Origin of the sequence: Cobetia sp. 10Alg 146, from assembly GCF_029846385.1 — a bacterium.
GTDB classification, from domain to species: Bacteria; Pseudomonadota; Gammaproteobacteria; order Pseudomonadales; family Halomonadaceae; genus Cobetia; species Cobetia marina.
In genome coordinates this window covers 133234-155917 of the sequence record NZ_JARWKT010000007.1, presented here as the reverse complement: position 1 = coordinate 155917, position 22684 = coordinate 133234, and the positions used below count along the sequence as shown (strand labels likewise).

General features: G+C 62.9%; 17 protein-coding genes and 1 pseudogene. 15 read left to right on the top strand and 3 right to left on the bottom strand.

All coding sequences use genetic code 11. The features are described from left to right. The first annotated feature begins 101 nt into the window (after window positions 1–101). The 9 genes and pseudogenes from QD172_RS13435 to tilS all read left to right on the top strand — a co-directional run bounded on the left by QD172_RS13435 (window position 102) and on the right by tilS (window position 11837). Window positions 102–614 (top strand): OmpH family outer membrane protein, encoded by a 513-nt coding sequence (locus QD172_RS13435; protein WP_077377836.1) that lies wholly within the window; start codon window positions 102–104, stop codon window positions 612–614. Window positions 615–700: 86 nt separating this feature from the next. Next, window positions 701–1738 (top strand): UDP-3-O-(3-hydroxymyristoyl)glucosamine N-acyltransferase, encoded by a 1038-nt coding sequence (gene lpxD, locus QD172_RS13430; protein ID WP_077378183.1) that lies wholly within the window; start codon window positions 701–703, stop codon window positions 1736–1738. Between the two features lie 251 nt (window positions 1739–1989). Beyond that, the gene (fabZ, locus tag QD172_RS13425) at window positions 1990–2433 is read left to right on the top strand and encodes a 3-hydroxyacyl-ACP dehydratase FabZ (protein ID WP_077377839.1); all 444 of its coding nucleotides are present in this window, start codon (window positions 1990–1992) and stop codon (window positions 2431–2433) included. Then, window positions 2430–3197: an acyl-ACP--UDP-N-acetylglucosamine O-acyltransferase gene (lpxA, locus tag QD172_RS13420; RefSeq protein WP_077377842.1), complete on the top strand. Its 768-nt coding sequence runs from the start codon at window positions 2430–2432 to the stop codon at window positions 3195–3197. Before fabZ ends, lpxA begins: the two co-directional genes overlap by 4 nt. 2 nt (window positions 3198–3199) lie before the next feature. Next, entirely contained in the window at window positions 3200–4351 is a 1152-nt protein-coding gene (gene lpxB, locus QD172_RS13415) for a lipid-A-disaccharide synthase (protein WP_279855991.1), read from the top strand. A gap of 92 nt (window positions 4352–4443) precedes the next feature. Then, window positions 4444–5088: pseudogene (rnhB, locus tag QD172_RS13410) on the top strand (ribonuclease HII); the annotation flags it as partial. A 407-nt stretch (window positions 5089–5495) separates the two neighbouring features. Beyond that, window positions 5496–8996 carry a DNA polymerase III subunit alpha gene (dnaE, locus tag QD172_RS13405; protein WP_279855990.1) on the top strand — a complete coding sequence of 1167 codons (3501 nt, stop codon included), beginning with the start codon at window positions 5496–5498 and terminating at the stop codon, window positions 8994–8996. Between the two features lie 277 nt (window positions 8997–9273). Beyond that, complete coding sequence (accA, locus tag QD172_RS13400; protein ID WP_077377854.1) at window positions 9274–10227, top strand: acetyl-CoA carboxylase carboxyl transferase subunit alpha; 954 nt, start codon at window positions 9274–9276, stop codon at window positions 10225–10227. Window positions 10228–10370: 143 nt separating this feature from the next. Next, complete coding sequence (tilS, locus tag QD172_RS13395; RefSeq protein ID WP_279855989.1) at window positions 10371–11837, top strand: tRNA lysidine(34) synthetase TilS; 1467 nt, start codon at window positions 10371–10373, stop codon at window positions 11835–11837. Window positions 11838–11941: 104 nt separating this feature from the next. Here tilS and ppx read toward each other — a convergent pair whose 3' ends face one another. Beyond that, a complete protein-coding gene (ppx, locus tag QD172_RS13390) occupies window positions 11942–13426 on the bottom strand; it encodes an exopolyphosphatase (protein ID WP_279856012.1) in 1485 nt (494 codons plus the stop codon). A 489-nt stretch (window positions 13427–13915) separates the two neighbouring features. Between ppx and trxA the strand changes: the two genes are divergently transcribed. The 5 genes from trxA to folM all read left to right on the top strand — a co-directional run bounded on the left by trxA (window position 13916) and on the right by folM (window position 19323). Further along, on the top strand, window positions 13916–14242 hold the full coding sequence (gene trxA, locus QD172_RS13385) for a thioredoxin (protein ID WP_077377859.1): 327 nt from the start codon (window positions 13916–13918) through the stop codon (window positions 14240–14242). Between the two features lie 528 nt (window positions 14243–14770). After that, window positions 14771–16030, top strand: coding sequence for a transcription termination factor Rho (rho, locus tag QD172_RS13380; RefSeq protein ID WP_077377862.1), 1260 nt, complete (start codon window positions 14771–14773; stop codon window positions 16028–16030). A gap of 197 nt (window positions 16031–16227) precedes the next feature. Next, window positions 16228–17697, top strand: coding sequence for a 4-hydroxy-3-polyprenylbenzoate decarboxylase (gene ubiD / locus QD172_RS13375; protein WP_077377865.1), 1470 nt, complete (start codon window positions 16228–16230; stop codon window positions 17695–17697). A gap of 84 nt (window positions 17698–17781) precedes the next feature. Further along, window positions 17782–18576: an FAD-binding oxidoreductase gene (locus QD172_RS13370; RefSeq protein ID WP_176494248.1), complete on the top strand. Its 795-nt coding sequence runs from the start codon at window positions 17782–17784 to the stop codon at window positions 18574–18576. Window positions 18577–18609: 33 nt separating this feature from the next. Next, the gene (gene folM / locus QD172_RS13365; protein WP_136939604.1) at window positions 18610–19323 is read left to right on the top strand and encodes a dihydromonapterin reductase; all 714 of its coding nucleotides are present in this window, start codon (window positions 18610–18612) and stop codon (window positions 19321–19323) included. A 151-nt stretch (window positions 19324–19474) separates the two neighbouring features. Here folM and QD172_RS13360 read toward each other — a convergent pair whose 3' ends face one another. Continuing rightward, window positions 19475–20185, bottom strand: coding sequence for an anti-sigma factor (locus QD172_RS13360; protein WP_077377873.1), 711 nt, complete (start codon window positions 20183–20185; stop codon window positions 19475–19477). Continuing rightward, the gene (locus QD172_RS13355; protein ID WP_084207827.1) at window positions 20164–20718 is read right to left on the bottom strand and encodes a sigma-70 family RNA polymerase sigma factor; all 555 of its coding nucleotides are present in this window, start codon (window positions 20716–20718) and stop codon (window positions 20164–20166) included. The genes QD172_RS13360 and QD172_RS13355 overlap by 22 nt, the downstream gene beginning before the upstream one ends. Window positions 20719–21446: 728 nt before the next feature. On the opposite strand from QD172_RS13355, the gene QD172_RS13350 reads away from it, so the two are divergent. After that, window positions 21447–22607: a 3-deoxy-7-phosphoheptulonate synthase gene (locus QD172_RS13350; protein ID WP_271303226.1), complete on the top strand. Its 1161-nt coding sequence runs from the start codon at window positions 21447–21449 to the stop codon at window positions 22605–22607. The last annotated feature ends 77 nt before the right edge of the window (window positions 22608–22684 follow it).

The window sequence follows — 22684 nt, the reverse complement described above, 5'->3', positions numbered from 1 at the left end:
CACCGGTGGGCAACCGATGTGGCGTCATGTCCCCGCTGCCGGCGCCGCCGTTCCTGTTCTGGCGTCGGTCACCGAACAACAGGCCTACAAGGAGTTTTATGATGCGTAAATTGACCCGCGCACTGTGTCTGGCAGGCGGCCTCGCAGCCTTTGCGACCCCGATGATGGCCCAGGCCACGGAAGTGGCGGTCATGGACTGGCGCCAGGCGCTGTTGAGCTCCGATGCTGCCCAGCGTTCCATGAATCAGCTCAAGAATCAGCTGGCTGGCAAGCAGGATCAGGCCAAGGCGCTGGCCAAGGAGCTTGAGACCATGCAGAACAAGCTGCAGAAGGATGGTGCGGTGATGTCGGATTCCGAGCGCCAGTCACTGCAGCAGCAACTGCGCCAGAAGGGCGGGCAGTTCCAGCAGCTGCGCGGCCAGGTCCAGCAGCAGCAGCAGCAGGCCGAGCAGGCATTCCTCAAGCAATCCAAGCCCAAGCTGGACAAGGCCATTCAGCAGGTCGTCGACAAGCACGGTGTCGAGCTGCTGGTGGACCGCAGTGCCACGGTCTACAGCAAGGATGGTCTCGACCTGACCGATGAGGTCACCCAGGTCTTCAACTCGCTCAACTGATGTCGTCGCGCGTCACGGCGCGCGATGCCAGCATTGAGCATGCCTACGCGAATGCGAGCCAGCGGCGCCCGACGCCTAGAGACAGCATGAAAAAGCAACAATTCTCCTACACTCTCGAGGATCTGGCTCAGCGGCTGGGTGCTCGACTCGTTGGCGACCCGAACGTTCGGGTCTCTGGTCTGTCGACGCTGGTGGACGCGGCGCCAGGCGATATCGCCTTCCTCGCCAATCGCGCCTACCTCAAGTATCTCGCGGACTCTCAGGCCACGGCGGTGCTGCTGCACGAGAGTCATCTCGACGAGTGCAAGAGCCATGCGCTGGTGCTGGACAATCCTTACCTGGCCTATGCCGAGCTGTCACGGTTGTTCGATCCCATGGCACAGGCACCGCAGGCCAGCGTGCATCCCAGTGCGGTCGTCGATGAGACGGCCACGCTGGGCGCGAATGTCGAGATCGGCCCGCAGGTGGTGGTCGGCCCCGGTGTCAGTATCGGGGATGGCTCCCGTCTCCAGGCCGGGTGCGTCATTGGCGCTGACAGCGTGCTGGGCGAAGGGTGTCTGCTGCATCCCAATGTCACGCTCTATCACGGGGTGGTCATCGGGGCGCGGGCAGTCCTGCACAGTGGCTGCGTGATCGGTGCCGACGGCTTCGGTTTCGCCCACGACGGCAAGGGCTGGCACAAGATCGCCCAGCTGGGTGGCGTGATGATCGGTGATGATGTCGAGGTCGGCAGCTGCACCAGCATTGACCGAGGAGCACTCGGCGACACCATCATCGGCAATGACGTCAAGATCGACTCCCAGGTCCAGATCGCGCACAACGTGCAGATCGGAGATCACTCGGCGCTGGCCGGCTGTGTCGGCATCGCCGGTTCCACCAAGGTGGGTCGCTACTGTCTGATGGGCGGTGGCGTGGGGCTTGCCGGGCATCTGGAAATCTGTGATGGCGTGCAGGTCACCGGCATGAGTCTGGTGACCAATTCCATCACCAAGCCGGGCGTGTACTCGTCGGGTACCGGGGCGATGGACAATGGCCTGTGGCGCCGCAATGCCGTGCGTTTCAAGCAGCTGGATCAGCTCGCACGACGTCTGAACCAGGTCGAGAAGGACTTGAAGGACAGGTAGCGCTGCTCTGGCACCGCGGCAGGTGCCAGCAGGCGTTGTCCATGAGGCAGTGGTCGCTGGTTTTGTGCCTTGTGCCGAGCGCCTGTCCAGGCAGGTCATCTCGTCAGCCCGGCGACTCTGGGCAATGAGCGGCTGCCAGTCGCGCGCAAGGACGCTATAATGCGCGCCATTGCCAGAACGGCGGTCCGGACCGTCATTACATGCCTGCCCGAGTGCGGCAGGCATTTCGTTATTTCAGAGGTTGCAAGCCAATGGTTATGGACGTCAACGAGATCCGTGAGTATCTCCCGCACCGCTATCCTTTCCTGCTGATCGATCGGGTCATGGAACTGTCCCTTGGCGAGTTCATCGTCGCGCGCAAGAATGTGAGCATCAATGAGCCGTTCTTCAATGGCCACTTCCCGGGACACCCGATCATGCCGGGTGTGCTGATCGTTGAGGCCATGGCTCAGGCGGCAGGTATTCTGGGTTTCAAGACGGTCGACAAGCGTCCTGCCGATGGTTACATCTATTACCTCGTGGGCAGTGACAACGTGCGCTTCAAGCGTCCGGTCATGCCGGGCGACCAGCTCGAGATCAGCGCCCGCGTGCTGCGCGAGAAGCGTGGTATCTGGAAGTTCGCCTGTCAGGCCAAGGTCGACGGTGACGTGGTCTGTGAAGCCGAAATCATCTGTGCCGAGAGGAAGGTCGCTTGATACATCCTACTGCCATTGTCGATCCCGGCGCCCGCCTGGCCGACGATGTCGAGGTCGGTCCGTTTTGCGTGATCGGTGCCGACGTCGAGATCGGCGCTGGCACGGTGGTGGGGCCGCACGTCGTCATCAAGGGTACGACGGTCATCGGTGAGCGTAACCGCATCTTCCAGTTCGCCTCGGTCGGTGAGGATTGCCAGGACAAGAAGTACGCCGGTGAGCCGACACGCCTGGAGATCGGGGATGACAACGTCATTCGCGAGGGTGTGACCCTGCACCGTGGTACCGTCCAGGATGCCAGCCTGACACGCATCGGCAGTCGCAACCTGTTCATGGCCTACTCGCACGTGGGCCATGATTGCATCATCGGGGATGACTGCATCATGGCCAATCAGGCGACGCTGGGGGGGCATGTCCATCTGGGCAATCACGTCATTCTTGGCGGACTGTCGGCGGTGCACCAGTTCTGTCATGTCGGCGAGCACGCCATGGCGGGCGGTGGCTCCATCATCACCAAGGACATCGCGGCCTTCGTGATGGTCAATGGGCACCCTGCCGAGGCGCATGGCCTCAACAGCGTCGGCCTCAAGCGCCGTGGTTTCAGTCGCGAGACCATCTCCGCCCTGAACGCGGCCTACAAGACGGTCTTCCGTCAGGGGCTGACACTGGCGCAGGCACTCGAGAAGCTGGAAGGTGAGCCGCCTCTCGCCGAGCGCGATGTCTTCATCGCCTCGCTCAAGGCGTCCACTCGTGGCCTGACACGCTGAGCATGCGCATCTACCTGGTAGCCGGAGAGCTCTCCGGTGACATCCTCGGTGCCAGCTTGATGCGCGCGCTCAAGGCGCGTCATCCCGATGTCGAGTTTCGTGGCATCGGGGGGCCGCGCATGCAGGCCGAAGGCTTCGACAGCCTCTATCCGCTGGAAACTCTCTCCATCATGGGGCTGGTCGAGGTGCTCAAGCATCTGCCGGAGTTGATCAAGGTGCGTCGCCATCTGTTGCGCGACGCGCTTGAGTGGCAGCCTGACGTGATGATCGGTATCGATGCTCCCGACTTCAATCTGGGGCTCGAGCTGCGCCTGCGCAAGCGGGGCATCACCACGGCGCACTATGTCAGTCCCTCCGTCTGGGCCTGGCGTCAGGGCAGGGTGAAGACCATCCGCCGTGCCGTCGATCGCATGCTGACCTTCCTGCCCTTCGAGGCGGCCTTCTATCGCGAACATCAGGTGCCGGTGACCTTCGTCGGCCATCCGCTGGCGGATGAGTTGCCGCTCGAGGATGATCGCGATGCTGCCCGCCTGCAGCTGGGGATTGCCCCCGACGTGCAGTTGCTGGCGGTGTTGCCGGGATCCCGTGGCAACGAGATCCGTTTCCTCGGCGAGACCTTCCTGGCCGCCATTGAACGCCTTTGCCAGCGTTACCCTGCGCTTGAAGTGGTGATTCCGGCCGCCACGCCGCTGCGGCGTAGCGAGCTTGAGTCACTGATGCAGGGGCGCGAGGCGCTGGATCGCAGTCGCATTCACCTCATCGATGGCCAGTCGCGTGAAGCGATGACTGCCGCCGATGCCGTGCTGCTGGCCTCCGGTACGGCAGCGCTCGAATGTCTGCTGTGTCATCGTCCGATGGTGGTGGCCTATCGCATGGCGTCGATGACCCACCGCATCGCACGGCACATGGTCAAGACCGAGTGGATTTCGCTGCCCAACCTGATTGCCCGCGAGACATTGGTGCCGGAGCTGATCCAGGACGCAGCCACGCCGGAGTCCATCGAGGAAAGCCTCGCTCCCTTGCTGTCGCGAGCCGCCGGCGATGTCTGTCGCCAGCGTGAGCTGCGTGAGCGCTTCGTCGCCATGCATCGTGAGTTGACCTGTGATGCCAGCGCCGCGGCCGCCATTGCCATCGGTGAGCTGGCGGGGCGCTGATCACGACCGCCCGTGATGCCTTTACTGACTGATACCCCCTGATCGGCAGGCCGCAACAGTGGTCTGTCGGTTGTCTGACGCCCCGAGATACCATGACCGATTCTGCCGATCGACCCGCCACTCTGCCCGCCAGTCGCAAGCGCAAACCTGCCGATGATTTCCCTGCGCTGGTGATCCCCTATCACGGGGAGCTGCTGGCAGGTATCGATGAGGTCGGGCGTGGACCGCTGGTCGGGCCCGTGGTGGCGGCAGCGGTGATTCTTGACCCGAATGACCCCATCGAGGGCATCACCGACTCCAAGAAACTCAGCGAGAAGAAGCGCCTGGCACTGTACGAGCAGATTCGTGCGCGTGCCTGGGCCTGGGCGATCGCCGAGGCCACCAGTGAAGAGATCGATGAGCTGAACATCTATCAGGCCACGCACCTGGCGATGCGGCGTGCTGTCGATGCCCTGGGCGTACGCCCGGAATATCTGCTGGTGGATGGCAATCGTCTGCCGGGGCACGAGATTCCCGGCAAGGCAGTGGTGAAGGGCGACCTGCGCCACGCCGCCATCGGCGCGGCTTCCATACTGGCCAAGGTATACCGCGATGCCCAGATGGCAGCGCTGGATGCCTGCTTCCCCGCCTACGGTTTCGCGCGTCACAAGGGCTACCCGACCCGCGAGCATCAGGCTGCCATCGAGACGCATGGCATCCTTACCCTGCATCGCAAGAGCTTCGGGCCGGTCAAGCGGCTTTACATGGCCGGGCATGTGCCGCAGGCCGTGCCGGAAGATGCATTGATCGCGCTGCCGGCCCCGGTTGAGCCAACCGCTGAGCCGGACAAGGCTGTCGAGTCATCAGGGCAATCGTCGGGGCCGTCAGAGCAGGAAGCGGCCCTGGCGACGAGTGAGCCGAGCCAGTCTCCCGCTGCAAAAAAGCCGCCAGCCGTGGTCTGACTGATGCCAGTGAGACCACGGCATCCCCGTCAGTCGAGGTCGTCCTGACAGGCGAGGCGCCTTCAGACGCTGCCCCCGACGCGCTATCCTTGGCAGCGGAGTACCCGTCTTCAGCGTCCGAGGCGCCGGCAGCGTCAGCGCGGCCATCGTCACCCGCCGCGACTGAATCCTTTACCGTCACGCAGACTTCACGAGCCGATTCCATGACCACGCCCTTTGTTCACCTGCGCGTTCACACCGAGTTCTCTCTCGTCGATGGTCTGCCCGGCGTCAAGCCGCTGATCAAGGCGACCGCCACGGCAGGCCAGCCGGCTGTCGCGGTCACCGACGAGGCCAACCTGTTCGGGCTGGTAAAGTTCTACTCCAATGCCCGAGGGGCCGGGATCAAGCCGATCATCGGTTCCGATCTGTGGATGACCAATCCGCAGGACGTCACGCGCCCCTACCGCATCACGCTGCTGGCGATGAATGACATCGGCTATCGCCATCTGACCGAGCTGATCTCGCGTGGTTGGACCGACGGCCAGAAGCAGGGGCGTGCCTATCTCGAGAAGCAGTGGATCTTCGAGCAGGCCGATGGGCTGATCGTGCTGTCCGGGGGTCGCGAGGGCGAGATCGGGCGTCATCTGCTCTCGGATCACGAAGACACCGCACGGACCCTGCTGAGCGAATGGAAGGCGGTCTTCGGGGATCGCTTCTATCTGGAGCTGACCCGTACCCAGCGCCAGTACGAGGAAGAGTGCCTGCATCTGTCGGTGGCGCTGGCGGAGGCGACCGATACTCCGGTGGTCGCTACCAATGACGTGCGCTTCCTCAAGCGTGAGGACTACTGGGCCCACGAGACACGCGTGGCCATCGGGGAAGGCAAGGCGCTGGATGACCCGCGCCGCGAGACCCGCTACAGCGATGAGCAGTACCTGAAGACCGCCGAGGAAATGCACGAGCTGTTCGCCGACATTCCCGAAGCGCTCGAGAACAGCGTGCTGATCGCGGCGCGCTGTTCCGTGACGGTTCAGCTGGGGACCTACTTCCTGCCCGAGTTCCCGGTGCCGGAAGGCATGACGATGGATGAGTTCTTCCGCAAGGTTTCCCATGATGGCCTGACGGAACGCCTCGAGAAGCTCTATCCGCGCGACAAGCATCCCCGCGACAGCGAAGCCTGGGCTGACACCGAACAGCGCTATCGTTCCCGCCTGGACTTCGAGCTCGACATCATCCTGCAGATGGGCTTCCCCGGGTACTTCCTGATCGTCATGGACTTCATCCAGTGGGGCAAGGACAACGGCGTGCCGGTCGGCCCGGGGCGTGGTTCCGGTGCCGGCTCACTGGTGGCCTATGCCCAGAAGATCACCGATCTGGATCCGCTGGAATACGACCTGCTGTTCGAGCGCTTCCTGAACCCGGAACGTGTCTCCATGCCCGACTTCGACGTCGACTTCTGCATGGAGAAGCGCGATCGCGTCATCGATTACGTGGCCGAGCGCTACGGGCGCAATGCGGTCTCGCAGATCGTCACCTTCGGCACCATGGCCGCCAAGGCGGTGGTGCGTGACGTGGCGCGTGCCCAGGGGCGTCCCTACTCGCTGGGCGACAAGCTCTCCAAGCTGATTCCCTTTGAAGTCGGCATGACGCTGGAGAAGGCCATCGAGCAGGAGCCTCAGCTCAAGGAATTCATCGAGAACGATGAAGAGGCCCAGGAAATCTGGGAGATGGCGCTCAAGCTCGAGGGCACCACCCGCGGTACCGGCAAGCACGCCGGGGGCGTGGTGATCGCTCCCACCAAGCTGACCGATTTCTCGCCGCTGCTGTGTGAAGAGGATGGCAGCGGTCTGGTGGTGCAGTTCGACAAGAACGATGTCGAGGAAGCCGGGCTGGTCAAGTTCGACTTCCTGGGGCTGCGTACCCTGACCATCATCGACTGGGCGACCGAGATGGTCGACAAGGTCCGTGAGCGTGAAGGGCTGCCGCCGCTTGAGATCGATGACATTCCGCTGGATGACGCCAAGACCTTCGACATGCTGCAGAAGGCGGAGACGACGGCGGTCTTCCAGCTGGAATCCCGCGGCATGAAGGAGCTGATCAAGAAGCTCAAGCCCGACTGCCTGGAAGACATGATCGCCCTGGTGGCCCTGTTCCGCCCGGGCCCGCTGCAGTCCGGCATGGTGGATGACTTCATCAACCGCAAGCACGGTCGCTCAGAAGTGTCTTATCCACACCCGGATTATCAGCACGAGCTGCTCAAGCCGGTACTGGAGCCGACCTACGGCATCATCCTGTACCAGGAGCAGGTCATGCAGATCGCGCAGGTGCTGGCCGGCTACACGCTGGGCCAGGCCGACATGCTGCGCCGCGCGATGGGCAAGAAGAAGCCGGAAGAGATGGCCAAGCAGCGTGCCGGCTTCATGGAAGGGTGTGCCGAGAAGGGCATCGACAAGGACCTGGCGGGCAACATCTTCGACCTGGTGGAAAAGTTCGCCGGTTACGGCTTCAACAAGTCCCACTCGGCGGCCTATGGCCTCGTCTCCTACCAGACGGGCTGGCTGAAGGCGCACTATCCGGGGCCGTTCATGGCCGCGGTGATCTCGACCGAGATGCAGACCATCGAGAAGGTGGTACCGCTGATCGAGGAATGCCGCCATATCGGCCTGACGGTCACGCCACCGGACGTCAACATCGGTGGCTACAAGTTCACCGTCGACCTCGAAGGGCGCGTCGTCTACGGGCTGGGCGCGATCCGTGGCGTGGGCGAGGGCCCGATCGAGGCGATCGTCAGCGCACGTGCCGAGGGTGGGCCGTTCAGCGACATCTTCGACTTCTGCAAGCGCATCGATGCCAAGAAGATCAACAAGCGCACCCTGGAGGCGTTGATCCGCTCCGGGGCGCTGGACAACATCGGCCCGTCCCGTGCGGTGCTGATGCTGGCGGTGGAGGATGCGCTCAAGGCCGCCTCCCAGAATCATGCCAACAACGATGTCGGCATCACCGACATGTTCGGCGATGCCTTCAGCGAGCCGGAAACGGATGTCTACGCCGGCTATCGCAAGGCGCGCGAGTGGACCGACAAGGAGCGCCTCACCGGCGAGAAGGACACCCTGGGGCTCTATCTGACCGGCCATCCCATCGATGAATACGAAGGTGAGCTCAAGCGCTTCATCAATGCGCGCATCAGTGACCTGAAGCCGTCGCGGGAGCCGCAGCGCATCGCCGGGCTGGTGATCGCCATGCGCACCATGAAGTCCAAGCGTGGCGATACCATGGCCTTCGTGACCCTGGATGACCGCACCGGACGCATCGAGGCCTCGATGTTCGGCGAACTCTACGATCAGGTACGCAACAAGCTGGTACCTGACAGCGTGGTGATCGTCGAGGGGGAGGTCAGTCAGGATGATTATTCCGGCGGCCTGCGCCTGCGTGGCAAGGATGTCACGCCGATCATCGATGCGCGGGCGCGCTTCGGTGAGGCCGTCGAGATGAGCATCGCCGCCGAGGATATCGGCGGACGCTTCACCCAGCAGTTGTCCACGCTGTTGACGCCGCACCTGGCCAGCGAAGGCCTGCCGATGCGGCTACGCTATCGCAATGCCGCCGCGGAGGCCTGGCTGGAGCTTGGTGAGCAATGGCGCGTCGCCCCCAGCGATGAACTGCTGATCCAGCTGGGTGAGGTGGAAGGCCAGCGTGGCGTGCGACTCAAGTACCGTGAGTGATTGTTGATCAAGGGGGAGGGACGCCATCCCTTCCCCTTGAAGATGCAAGTGAAACCAGGTGGTGAAGGGCGTGGGGGGGAGGCAATCCCTCGCCGAACGGGCGGGCAAGGTTTGCACCTGTCGAACAGGGTGCGATAATGCCCCCCTATCTTTTCCGTACCCAATTCCATGCCGACTGTGACCGCCGTGAGCCACAGATCGCCTGAGCGCTTGCTCAGGGGGAGTGACCCGGCCGACTCGCTTTCCTGGCTGCCCGAGACGACGAACGAAACGCCTTATGAATCCCAATTATCTGGACTTTGAACAGCCGATCGCCGAGCTGCAGGCCAAGATCGAGGAACTCCGTCTGGTCGGTAACGACTCCCAGGTCAACCTGTCTGACGAGATCGCTCGTCTGCAGGACAAGAGCACCAAGCTCACCGAGTCCATCTTCAAGGACCTCGGTGCCTGGCAGGTATCTCAGCTGGCGCGTCATCCGCAGCGTCCGTATACCCTCGACTACCTCGAGAACCTGTTCACGGATTTCGATGAGCTGCACGGCGACCGTCACTACGCGGACGATGAAGCCCTGGTCGGTGGCATCGCGCGTCTCGACGACAAGCCGGTGATGGTGATCGGTCACCAGAAAGGCCGTGACGTGAAGGAAAAGGTGCGTCGCAACTTCGGCATGCCGCGTCCGGAAGGCTACCGCAAGGCCTGCCGTCTGATGGAGATGGCCGAGCGCTTCAAGATGCCGATCCTGACCTTCATCGACACCCCGGGTGCCTATCCGGGCATCGGTGCCGAGGAGCGCGGTCAGTCCGAGGCCATCGCCTACAATCTGGCAGTGATGTCGCGCCTCAAGACCCCGATCATCTCCACCGTCATCGGTGAGGGCGGTTCCGGTGGTGCACTGGCCATCGGCGTGTGTGACGAGCTCAACATGCTGCAGTACTCCACCTACTCGGTGATCTCGCCGGAAGGGTGTGCCTCCATCCTGTGGAAGAGCGCAGAGCGTGCCGCCGATGCCGCTGATGCCATGGGCATCACGGCCTCGCGCCTCAAGGAGCTGGGCTTCGTCGATAACCTGATCAAGGAGCCGCTGGGTGGCGCGCACCGCAACCCGCAAGCTGCTGCCGACAGCATCAAGGCCGCGCTGGGTGAAGGCCTGGAGCGTCTTGGCGCGCTGGATGCCGACGCCCTGCTGGAGCGTCGTTACCAGCGCCTGATGAGCTACGGCGCACCGGCATGATCTCTGCACATCACGCTTGATGCGCATGCAGTTCACGCCTGAGTGACAAGGACGCCTCCGGAATCTTCCGGGGGCGTCCTTGCGTTCAGGGCCGCTTTTTCTCCGCTCACTCCATCCATCTGCTTTCGCGACGGGAGCTCGGCATGTCTCTGTCTTCTTCACTGGACTCGATGTCCTCGTCTCCGCAGTCTCTTGGCGAGATGGCGGAATCGCGCGCACTCGTTGCCGTCCGTGCGGCGTTGGCAGCAACGGATTCACGGCACACGGTATGGATCGCACTCTCGGGCGGACTGGATTCGGTGATGCTGGCGAGGCTGGCGGCGCGAGCGGCGCAGGAGTGCCCACGGCGACTGCGGCTGGTGCATGTGCACCATGGCCTGCAGGCGGCCAATGATGATTTCGAGCGTCTGGCGCGCAGGCTGGCCTCGCGGTTGGGGCTGCCGTTGAGTGTGCGCCATCTGGCGCTGGATGAGGCCGCATTCAAGTCGCGAGGCGTGGAGGCTGCCGCACGTGAGGCGCGGCTGGCGGCACTGACGGCCTGTCTGGCGGCGGGCGATAGCCTGTGGCTGGCGCAGCATCAGGATGATCAGGCCGAGACACTATTGCTCAACGCGCTGCGCGGCAGTGGCGGGCGCGGGCTGGCGGCCATGCCGCCTGAGCGGGCGCTGACCGTGGGCAACTCGCCCACTGGGCGAGATCTGCCCCCCCATGCGCGTGCACGACTGGTACGCCCGCTGCTGGATGTCTCTCGCCGTGATCTCGAGACTCTGGCGAGTCAGCAAGGGCTATGTGTCTCACGAGACTGGTGCGAGGACCCCAGCAATCTCAGTCAGCGTTTCGATCGCAATTATCTGCGTCACACGGTGCTGCCGGCACTCGAAGGGCGTTGGCCACAGGCTGCGGGCAGCCTTGCGCGCTCGGCGCAGCAGCTCCAGGAAGAGCAGTCATTGCTGGATGAGCTGGCGGCCGAGCTGCTGGCGAAGGTACGGCTGTCAGGCGCGGAGCGCGTCACGCCGGGGCAGGAGCTGGAGCAAGGGCAGGAGCAAGAGCAAGAGCAAGAGGTGCAGCTGTCGCTGGCACGTCTGGGCGAGTTGAGTGAGCCACGTCAGCGTCTGGTCCTGCGCCACCTGTGCCAATCACGCGGCTGGCCGGTGCCGCCGCGCGGGCGCCTGGCCAGTCTGCAGCAGTGGATCGTCACGCCGCCGGACTCGGTGGCGGAGGTGCGCTGGCACAGTCCGGTCTCAAGTCTGGTGGTGCGCCTCTGGCGCGATCAGCTGTGGTGGCAGGCGAGTGATACCGTTACAAGGCATGGTCTTGGTGATGGGGTCAGTGACTGCCAACGGCGTGAACTGGATGATCGGGCGAGACAGAGCTGGCAGGCATTGGCCGCGCAGGAGGACGAAGTCGTGATCGGTCAGCGTCAGCCGGGTGATGTCATGCGTCTGGCTGACAGGGGCCGGCGGGACCTCAAGCGCCTGCTGCAGGAAGCCGACATCCCACCCTGGCAGCGCCACCAGCTGCGGGTAGCGCGACGTGCCCGCGATCAAGCCATCGTGGCGCTATGGCATCCCGCGTGCGGGTGGTGGTTGCGAGCGAAGCCGAGTGGCTGACTGTGGGCCTCAGAAGTCGGCCCCGGGAGTCAGTCTCGACAGAGAGTCTCACGGGGCCCTGGGCGTAGTGGCGGGACAGCACGAGGCCAGGGCGGCGTCCGTTCTCAGTCGACGTCTTCGAGGGTGAGCGTCATGTCGGCGGCCTTCTGCAGACTGCTTTCCTGGGTCAGGTCATCACAGATCAGACTGTGATCCCGATATTCTTCTGCCAGGCTCAGTCGCAATTCGTCGCCCTTGGCGCTCAATTGCGTGCCGAGGACAGGCTGTTCAGGGCGTGAATGATTGAGCATCACGGCGATGCGCAGCAGGCGTGCCAGACGGGCGAGGCGTGGCTGGAGCGTCAGCGGCAGATTGGCAAGCTCCCGGCTGGCGAACTTGCGACGATGGGCGCGTACCAGGAAGGCGAGCGCCTTCTGCTCCGGTCGCGAGAACCCCTGCAGGTCGGAATGCTCGATCAGGTAGGCGCCATGACGATGGAACTGGCTATGCGAGATGGCCAGCCCGACTTCATGCAGTTCGGCCCCCCAGGCCAGCATCTGGCGGGAGGTTGCCCCCAGTGACCACGTATCCGCGACCTGGTCGAACAGCGCCAGCGCGGTATCGCGCACGTTGGCCGCATGGCGGGTGTCGATACCATAGCGACGGCGCAGCAGATCGATGGCCGCGATGCGCGAGTCTTCCGCCGTATTGCGACCGATCAGATCAAACAGCACGCCTTCGCGCAACGCGCCATCGGAGTAGCGGATCTGCTCGAGTTCCAGGGCTTCGAATATACCGCACAGGATCGCGACCCCGGCCGGGAAGACGCTGGCGCGGTCACTTTTCAGGCCTGGCAGGCTGACCTTGTCGAGACGCTTGAATCCCAAGAGAGCGGTGCGCAGACGATGGAGTCCCTCGCGAGTCACCAGGCCGTGTGCTGCCCAGCCATGGGCTTCCATCACGCTGGCGGCTGCCTTGATGGTGCCGGAGGAGCCGACGGGGTCGTCCCAGCCCAGCTCGCGATAGCTGCGCTGTATGCTGGCCAGCTCCGAGCGAGCGGCCAGTTCGGCACGGCGCATGCGTTTCTCGCTGATCTCGCCGTCAGAGAAGAATGCCTTGGTATAGGCCACGCAGCCCATGTGCAGACTTTCCAGCAACAGCGGCTCGAACTGTTCACCGATGATGAATTCCGTCGAGCCGCCGCCGATGTCGATGATCAGGCGCTTGCCATGCACATCGGCCAGGGCATGGGCGGCCCCCAGATAGATCAGGCGCGCTTCTTCACGGCCGGCGATGATCTCGATGGGATGTCCCAGCAATTCCTCGGCGCGATCGATCAATGTCTGGCTGTTGTGCGCGGCACGCAGCGCGTTGGTGCCGACGATGCGCAGATGCTCCGCCTCGATGCCATCCAGGAAGGGCGCGAACTGTGCGAGGCAGTTGAGCGCACGCTCCATGGCATCTTCACTGAGCATGCCGTCTTCATCCAGGCCAGCTGCCAGCTGGATCTTCTCGCCCTGCTTGGCCACGACCTGCAATTGCCCGGCCTGATGATTGGCCAGCAGCAGATGGAAACTGTTGGAGCCGAGATCGATGGCGGCCAGCTTCAACAGTGGTGCATCGTCACTGGTGTCCGTGGCAGCGGGGGAGCTGTCAGGTAGAGAGGAGGCTGAATCACTCAAATGCATGGTCCTTGTGGCAGGTCCTGCTGGCAGGCCTTGCGCGAACGGGCGCTGCTACATGCGCTGTCCTCGAGGGCAGGGCGCCATGTGCCAAGCCGTCCACGCTGCGGAGTATCACGGTAAAGAATGCAATGTCAGTCTGGATCAAGGTTGCGGCGACTTGTGTGAGGTGTCAAACCTCATGGCATGTCGTCGGCAGGATCGGTCGAGAGTGGGGCATGTCAGAGACAGGGCGTGGTAGTCTACTGGTGCGACATGACAGTCGTGCGAAGCGCCAGAGAGCGATGCCTCTCGTGCAAGGCGCTCGCGTGACACCGCCCGTCCCGGGGCTTGCCGTCATCGTCGTCACGCTGAAGCATCATCATTTACCTGCAGGAAGATCAGCAAGGCCGATGTGGCCTGGGAGATAACGTCGCGATGAGCGAACGTGTGGCACCGATTTCAGAAAGAGACTTTGAATCCGTGGTGTTGGAGAGCGAGCAGCCGGTACTGGTGGATTTCTGGGCCTCCTGGTGTGGGCCGTGCAAGACGGTGGCCCCGACACTCGAGTCGCTGGCGGAGGAATATGAAGGGCGGTTGAAGATCGTCAAGGTCGATGTCGATGAGGCCCCTGAACTGGCGTCCCGTTTCGGCGTTCGTGGCGTGCCGACCCTGATGCTGTTCCTGTCCGGAAATGTCGAGGCCAGCAAGGTCGGGGCGATGCCTCGTGCGCAATTGGCCGCCTTCCTGGATGCCAACCTGTGATAGGGGATGACGCCGTGAGTTGAGCGGCGGCCCCGTCCCCCGGGCTGCGCTGGCATGGCCTCTGAGCACGGGACTTGCGTTCGAGGTGAAGCTTGACTACCATCGAGGCGTTCGCCTGATTACACGCTCTCTGATTGCGTCATGTCGACCGTCCCACGGTCCCCCAGTTGTCAGCCAGCCCTCTGGTAATTCTGTCCTTCTATTCACAGGTCAGCCACCAGGCGATTCATACCGCTAGATTCCATATCGAGAAGACTTTTACGTCAGGAAGCACGACGCCCCATGTCCTTGCGGACGGGCTGCAGTCGCTCGACACTCCGTTGCCGAATCCGTTGTACGGCCGTGGTGAGTGATCTTTCCTGAACCTTTGGCACCTGTATTCTTTCCACTCAGGCGCTTGCCCCCGGGAATGCTGTCGAGATCAGCCTGCACTCACACAGTACAGTGTCAGTCTCTGCCTCCTGCTCGTCTTCTCGATTCCCTTCTTATCTTCAGCCCTGCTGACACGAGCTACGTTCAAACAAGCCGATGAATCTTACCCAACTCAAGCAAAATACCGTCCCGGAACTGCTGGAACTCGCCCAGACCATGGGGATCGACAACCTGGCACGTTCGCGCAAGCAGGACATCATTTTCGCCATCCTCAAGAAGCACGCGAAAAGCGGCGAGGATATCTATGGTGATGGTGTGCTGGAAATCCTGCAGGACGGCTTCGGCTTCCTGCGCAGTGCGGATTCTTCCTACCTTGCTGGCCCCGACGACATCTACGTTTCCCCGTCCCAGATTCGCCGCTTCAATCTGCGCAAGGGCGATACCATTTCCGGCAAGATTCGTCCGCCGAAGGAAGGGGAACGTTACTTCGCGCTACTCAAGGTCAATCAGATCAACTTTGACCGTCCCGAGAACGCCAAGCACAAGATCCTGTTCGAGAACCTGACGCCGCTGTTCCCGCAATCGCGTCTGCTGATGGAAATCGGCAACGGTTCCACCGAGGACATCACCTCGCGCATCCTGGATCTCACGGCCCCGATCGGCAAGGGACAGCGTGGTCTGATCGTGTCACCGCCCAAGGCGGGTAAGACGATGATGCTGCAGAACATCGCCGCCTCCATCACTCGCAACAACCCCGAATGTCACCTCATCGTGCTGCTGATCGATGAGCGTCCCGAGGAAGTCACCGAAATGTCGCGCACCGTGCGCGGCGAAGTCGTGGCCTCCACCTTCGATGAGCCGCCGGCCCGTCACGTCCAGGTCGCCGAGATGGTGATCGAGAAGGCCAAGCGTCTGGTCGAGCACAAGAAGGATGTCGTCATCCTGCTCGATTCCATCACGCGTCTGGCGCGTGCCTACAACACCGTGGTGCCGTCCTCCGGCAAGGTGTTGACCGGTGGTGTCGATGCGCATGCCCTCGAGAAGCCGAAGCGCTTCTTCGGTGCCGCGCGCAACATCGAGGAAGGCGGCAGTCTGACCATCCTCGCCACGGCACTGGTCGACACGGGTTCCAAGATGGACGAAGTCATCTTCGAGGAGTTCAAGGGCACCGGTAACATGGAAGCGCACCTCGACCGCAAGCTGGCCGAGCGTCGTGTCTTCCCGGCACTCAACATCCGTCGTTCCGGTACGCGTCGTGAAGACCTGATCGCGTCTGAAGATGAAATGCAGCGCATGTGGATCCTGCGCAAGCTGCTCAACCCGATGGAAGACGTGGCCGCGACCGAATTCCTGATCGACCGCCTGAAAGATACCAAGACCAACCTCGAGTTCTTCGAGGCCATGAAGCGCCGCTGAGCCGATGTCCTGAGTTGACGAGGCAATGCCATGGATTCCCCATGTGATTCCGTTCAATGACGGAATCACATGGGGAATCCGCACTTCCCGAGACGCCCATCTCCTGATCAGGAGATGGGCGTCTTGCGTTGTCGGCCTGCCGACTATCGGCTGGCAATGGTATGCTCGGAACCTGATCAAGCCGACCGGAAACTCCCATGCAGTATCGAGACTTGCGCGATTTCATCGCGGCGCTGGAAGAGAAGGGCGAACTCAAGCGCATTCGTGCCGAGGTGGACCCTTACCTGGAGATGACCGAGATCTGCGATCGCACCCTGAAGGCGGGTGGTCCGGCGTTGCTGTTCGAGAACGTCAAGGGCCACAGCATGCCGGTGCTGGGCAATCTGTTCGGCACGCCGCGTCGTGTGGCGCTGGGCATGGGGCAGGAGTCGGTCGAGGCACTGCGCGAAGTCGGCGAGCTGCTCGCCTTCCTCAAGGAGCCGGAGCCGCCCAGAGGCTTCCGTGATGCCTGGGACAAGCTGCCGATCTTCAAGCAGGTGATGAGCATGGGCCCCAAGCGGGTCAAGCGTGCGCCCTGTCAGGAGGTCGTACTGGAGGGGGATGATGTCGATCTCGACATGATTCCGATTCAGCACTGCTGGCCCGGAGATGCCGCGCCGCTGGTGACCTGGCCGCTGGTGATTACCCGCGGGCCGCACAAGGAGCGTCAGAACCTCGGCATCTACCGTCAGCAGAAGCTTGGCAAGAATCGGCTGATCATGCGCTGGCTGGCGCACCGTGGCGGGGCTCTGGATTTCCGTGAGTGGCAGAAGGCCCATCCGGGTGAGCCCTTCCCGGTCGCCGTGGCGCTGGGGGCTGACCCGGCGACGATTCTGGGCGCTGTCACTCCGGTGCCGGATACGCTGTCCGAGTATGCCTTCGCGGGGCTGCTGCGCGGCTCGCGCACCGAGCTGGTCAAATGTGGCCTGTCGGAGCTCGAGGTGCCGGCCAGCGCCGAGATCATCCTCGAGGGCTACCTGTATCCGGATGACATGGCACCGGAAGGCCCCTACGGCGATCACACCGGCTATTACAACGAGGTCGAGAGCTTCCCCGTCTTCACCATCGAGCGCATCACCCATCGTCGCGATCCGATCTATCACTCGACCTATACCGGGCGTCCACCGGATGAGCCGGCGATTCTCGGTCTGGCCCTCAATGAGGTCTTCGTGCCGATTCTGCGCAAGCAGTTCCCGGAGATCGTCGACTTCTATCTGCCGCCGGAGGGATGCTCCTACCGCATGGCGGTGGTGACGATGAAGAAGCAGTACCCCGGCCACGCCAAGCGCGTGATGATGGGAGTCTGGAGCTTCCTGCGCCAGTTCATGTATACCAAGTTCGTGATCGTGCTGGATGATGATGTCGATGCCCGCAAGTGGGAAGATGTCATCTGGGCCATCACCACGCGGATGGACCCGAGCCGTGATACCGTTCTGGTCGACAATACGCCGATCGACTATCTCGATTTCGCCTCGCCAACCGCGGGGCTCGGCTCCAAGATGGGCATGGATGCCACCAACAAGTGGCCCGGCGAGACCGACCGCGAATGGGGCGAGCCCATCGTGATGAGCGACGAGATAGTCTCGCGGGTCGATGAGCGCTGGGACAGTCTGGGCATTCTGGATTGAGTCTCACCTGACCATCACCACTCATGCATTTACCCTGCCTCGGCGCCAGGCGTCGCGGCAGGCTTCAGACAACAAGAGGATACGATGACGGCGCGGACCCTGACCTGTCATGTCGAGAGTGTGGAAGACCTGACCCCGGACGTGTTTCGTGTGCGCTTTGCCGCACGTCCCGAGGCCCTGGCGCATGCGCCGGGCCAGTATCTCGAGATGAAGCTCGACGACACCACCTGGGTACCGTTCTCCATCGCCAACGCTGCCAAGGGAGATGGCGTGCTTGAGCTGCATATCCAGCACTGGCCGGAGCGCAGCAACTCGGCGCGTCTGCGCAGCCTGCTGGTCGCGGCCAATCAGCTGGAGTTGCGCCTGCCGAATGGCGAATGCGTGCTCGATCTCGACGACCCCAGTCCCATCGTGCTGATCTGTGCCGGTACCGGATTCTCGCAGATGCATGCCATGTTGCAGGCAGCGTTTGCACACGGCCTCAATCAGCCCATCGAACTGTGGTGGGCCGCGCGTGAGCGTCGGGATCTGTATCTGGAAAGCGCCGCGCTCCACTGGGCCGCCAGTCAGCCCAATTTCCGCTACGTGCCGGTACTGGAAGAAGCGCCTGAGGCGGGTGATGCTCACCATCAGGCACTGGAAGCGGCTGGGGTCGAGGCAAGCTTCAATGGCCATATCGGTCGTATCGATGATGCGCTGCGAGCGCATGCGGAGAGCATGGCAGGCAAGCGCGTCTATCTGTCGGGCTCGCCCGGCATGGTCTATGCCTGTGTCGATGCGCTGACGCCGTTGGGGGTCGAGGCCAGCGCGCTGAGCTCCGATGTCTTCAGTTATGCACCACGCGAGCCGCTGCTGGATCCGGCGCTGGTATCCGGCTGAAGCTGCCTGACGTTGCCTGAAGGAGTCGAGTGAATGAGTCAGTCCCCCATTCTGATCACCGGTGGCGCCCAGCGACTGGGGCGCTACTGCGCCGAACGTCTGGTGGATGATGGCCATCCCGTCATCATCAGTTACCGACGTGAGCGCGAAGAGCTCGATGCCCTGCGGGCGTTGGGTATCCGCACCGTCCAGGCGGATTTCTCCAGTGAGGCGGGCATCCAGGCCTTCATCGCGACGATTCGTGAGATGACGCCGACGCTGAGGGCCATCGTGCACAATGCCAGCGACTGGGCGCCGGATGGTGGGGCGGAGGAGCGCGGCGAGATGTTCGAGCATCTGTTCCGCGTCCACATGCAGGCGCCGTATCTGATCAATCTGGCGCTGCGTGATCTGCTGGAGGCAGGTATCGAGACTCAGGCCGACATCGTCCACATGAGTGATTTCGTGGTCCAGAAAGGCTCGCGCAAGCATGCGGCCTACGCGGCCAGCAAGGCGGGGCTCGAGAATCTGACCTTGTCATTCGCGGCGCTGTTCGCCCCTCGTATCCAGGTCAACACCATCGCGCCGGCACTGATCATGCTCCGCCCGGACGACGATGATGACTACGCCGAGCGAGCGCGGGCCAAGTCTGCGATGCAGAGTGTGCCGGGCCCAGGGGTGATCTGGCAGGCGCTGCGTTATCTGCTGGACAGTCCCTATGTCACGGGCACGACACTGCCGGTGGATGGCGGACGTCATCTCACGTGACGGGTGCTTCCTGCCGGTGTCCGGGTAGCCTCCAGGGATCGAGGCCCGGCAGAGCAGCATGAAAAAAGCCCCCGCTGAGAAGCGGGGGCTTTTCGTTGATGCGACGTCGTGTGGTGACGCAGCGTTTGCCGTCAGTGCTTGCAGGCAGTGCCTACAGAATGTGGCGGCCTTCGACGGCGGTGAACTGGCCTTTCTTGAGCGTTGGGCCCATGTTCTGACCGGAGGGAGCGCCGCCCGGATTTTCCAGCGTGATCACCAGATCGCTGTCGGGGAAGGCGGCCAGATATTCCTTCGGCACCTCCACCTTCATGGTGCCGGAGTGCGGCAGGATGCCCAGTGACATCGGCTCCTTGCCATCCTTGGCCATCAGCCACAGCTCGCAGACCTTGCCGGGGGCCGGGGCGTTGGGGCTGACGGCCTGGACCATCATCTCACCCGAGTGGGAGGCATTGACGATCCAGCCGGGGCTGCTGTCAGGGTTGCTGACCACGAACACGTAGTCGCTCTCCATGCTCTCGTTCTGACCCAGACTGAAGGTCAGGCTGACGGCGAGTGCGAGGCTGAACGCCGTGGCCGTCATGCCTTGCCACAGGCCCAGGCGACGCCACCACGGCTGCCGGGCGGTGCCCGTCGCCTCGGCGATGCCTTGCCAGACATCGGCGGGCGGCGCGACAGGGGGAAGCTGTTCATTGAACACGTTCAGGTGTTCGCGCCAGCGCTCCACATCGCGCTGCAGGTCGTGACTCACGGAGAGCAGCGACTCGAAAGCGGCGCGCTCACTGCGTGTCAGGGTTCCGAGCGCGTACTCGCCCGCTGCGGTTTCACGCAGTTCGGGATCGCTCAGATCAAATGACTCATGCATGTCTTTAACCTCTCGAGTCCACGTCGGACCCAGCTCTTGACGGTGCCCAAGGGCTGGTCCAGTTGGTTGGCCAGATCCTGGTGGGTGAGGCCTTCGAAGTAGGCCAGTTCCAGGGCGCGGCGTTGATCGTCATTCAGCTCGGCCAGACACTGGTGGAGTTCACCACTGTGCTGGGCCAGGTCGACATCTGCCTCGATATCACTTCGACCGGGCATGGCAGCGATCAATTCGTCGCTGTCGTGCTCGCTGGGTCGCTGTCGACGTATCCAGTCGATGGCGATGTTGCGGGTCATGGTGCCGAGCCAGGTCATCGGGCGGGCGCGGCCGGCGTCATACTGGCCGGCGGCGGCCCATACCCGGATGTAGACCTGCTGAAGACAATCCTGCGCGGATGCCTCATGTCTCAAGATACGCAGCAACTGAGCGTATAGATGCGCACTGGTTGCGCGATAAAGTCGATCCAGTGCCTTGGCATCCTGCCGGGCACATCCCGACAGATACTCTATCAGTGCATCATTTCGGGAATCCTGCATGTATGCATTCCAAGCTGTGGGCGCGGTGTCAGGCACCGCTGGACGAATGCGCGTTGCCGATCATGTCGTTCGACAACCAAAGGTTATACTGATGCCACTCCGGGCTGATAGTCCTTCTTTATACGTGCAGGCAACGGTTTGTTGCCCGATCACGCTTGCGTGCGACGTTTCGTAGTGCAAGGATAGAGTCATCGACGCTTCATCGTCATCACTGGACACCGGCCCGACCCATGAATCAATCCTCAAGCTCCCGCCTTCGCACTGCCGCTGCCTGCCCTTCGGGTCAGCTGGCGTCGGCTGCGTGTGCGGCTGGCTATTGGTATTGGTTTACACAGGGGCGCGCCTGAGGTTACGGCGTGCCTGTCTCGTACGGGCTGCCACCACCTTGAAGAACCCCCGGTCGCAGCCACGACCGGGGGTTCTTGCGTTTGGGCCCGGCAATCTCTCAGGACGAGAGAGGCGTGCCACCCTAACGTGCCAACGATGATTGCAGCATGAATGACTGGAGGAATGACCATGCGTACCACGATCCCGACTACCCGCTTCTCTTTCGCTTCCGCTCGGGTCGTGCATGGTTATTGGCGCTGGCGATTTAGCGGCGTCCTGCCTCTTTCCGCTGTCACCGCGGGGCAGGGCGAGCAACACCGGGGTGACGATTCGCGAAGTCCCTGTCTGTCAGAGTGAATATTGCGTGATGAAGCCGAAGCTTCGTCACAGGAGAGAAGACCATGAACGCCAGCCTTGAACGCGTGTTGACGAATGACCCGCACACAGCCGATACCACTGTCGACACCATGACCGCCGAGACCACCCCCGTGACCCGCTTCGATGCCGCCCAGACACCGACCACTCCCGGACGCATCAGCCGTGAAGCCCTGCCCAGCGCCAGCGAATTGCGCGCGCAGCTGCCGGTGGATGCTGACCTGGCCGGCCAGATTCGCCAGCACCGCGCTGAGATCAACGCGATTCTTGCCGGGGAGGATGATCGTCTGCTGGTGGTAGTCGGCCCGTGTTCCATCCATGATCTCAAGGCCGCGCGTGAATACGCCCAGCGCTTGGCGGTGATCGAGCCGCAGGTCAGTGATCGCCTCAAGCTGGTGATGCGCGTCTATGTCGAGAAGCCGCGCACGACGGTGGGCTGGAAGGGACTGGCCTATGATCCGCATCTGGATGGCAGTGATGACATGGCCAGCGGCCTGCGTCAGGCGCGCGAGCTGATGCGCGAGATCAATCAGCTGGGCCTGCCGGTGGCGACGGAGCTGCTGCAGCCCCTGACGGCCGCCTACCTGGAAGACCTGCTCGGCTGGGCGGCCATCGGGGCACGCACCACCGAGTCACAGATCCACCGCGAGATGGCCTCCGGCCTTGGCTGCGCCGTAGGCTTCAAGAATGGAACCGATGGTGGGGTCGAGGTCGCCGTGCAGGCGATCGGTGCGGCAGCTCATGGGCATCGTCACTTCGGCATGGATGACAGCGGGCGCCCGGCGCTGATCGAGACCGCGGGCAATCCCCACACCCACGTGGTGCTGCGGGGCGGCCATGGTCAGCCCAACTACGATGCAGACTCGGTGGCCGCCTGCCGGCGAGAGCTGGAAGGGGCCGGTCTGACACCGCGACTGATGGTCGACTGCAGTCATGCCAACTCGCGCAAGGACCACCGTCGTCAGAGCGAAGTGATGCTGGATGTGCTCTCCCAGCGTCTGGCCGGTGATGACGCCTTGATCGGCGTGATGCTGGAAAGCCATCTCAACGAGGGCAAGCAGGCATTGCCGGCAGCGGACAAGCTCTCGCAGCTGCGCCATGGCGTTTCCGTGACCGATGCCTGTCTCGGGTGGGAGACGACGGAGCATCTGCTGAGTCTGGCGGCAGAGCGTCTGCGAGACGCCTGACCCAGACACCACCCTGCTGGTGAAGCCCTCTTTCCTCACGGCTGACGGAGCAGGTCTCGCGCTTTTGAATTCCCCGC

Coding starts and splice junctions, on each gene's coding strand:
- rho (WP_077377862.1), top strand. CDS start 14,771: ATGAATCTTACCCAACTCAAGCAAAATACCGTCCCGGAACTGCTGGAA.
- QD172_RS13355 (WP_084207827.1), bottom strand. CDS start 20,718: ATGCAGGATTCCCGAAATGATGCACTGATAGAGTATCTGTCGGGATGT.
- dnaE (WP_279855990.1), top strand. CDS start 5,496: ATGACCACGCCCTTTGTTCACCTGCGCGTTCACACCGAGTTCTCTCTC.
- QD172_RS13435 (WP_077377836.1), top strand. CDS start 102: ATGCGTAAATTGACCCGCGCACTGTGTCTGGCAGGCGGCCTCGCAGCC.
- fabZ (WP_077377839.1), top strand. CDS start 1,990: ATGGTTATGGACGTCAACGAGATCCGTGAGTATCTCCCGCACCGCTAT.
- tilS (WP_279855989.1), top strand. CDS start 10,371: ATGTCTCTGTCTTCTTCACTGGACTCGATGTCCTCGTCTCCGCAGTCT.
- accA (WP_077377854.1), top strand. CDS start 9,274: ATGAATCCCAATTATCTGGACTTTGAACAGCCGATCGCCGAGCTGCAG.
- lpxD (WP_077378183.1), top strand. CDS start 701: ATGAAAAAGCAACAATTCTCCTACACTCTCGAGGATCTGGCTCAGCGG.
- lpxB (WP_279855991.1), top strand. CDS start 3,200: ATGCGCATCTACCTGGTAGCCGGAGAGCTCTCCGGTGACATCCTCGGT.
- QD172_RS13360 (WP_077377873.1), bottom strand. CDS start 20,185: ATGCATGAGTCATTTGATCTGAGCGATCCCGAACTGCGTGAAACCGCA.
- folM (WP_136939604.1), top strand. CDS start 18,610: ATGAGTCAGTCCCCCATTCTGATCACCGGTGGCGCCCAGCGACTGGGG.
- QD172_RS13350 (WP_271303226.1), top strand. CDS start 21,447: ATGAACGCCAGCCTTGAACGCGTGTTGACGAATGACCCGCACACAGCC.
- QD172_RS13370 (WP_176494248.1), top strand. CDS start 17,782: ATGACGGCGCGGACCCTGACCTGTCATGTCGAGAGTGTGGAAGACCTG.
- ubiD (WP_077377865.1), top strand. CDS start 16,228: ATGCAGTATCGAGACTTGCGCGATTTCATCGCGGCGCTGGAAGAGAAG.
- trxA (WP_077377859.1), top strand. CDS start 13,916: ATGAGCGAACGTGTGGCACCGATTTCAGAAAGAGACTTTGAATCCGTG.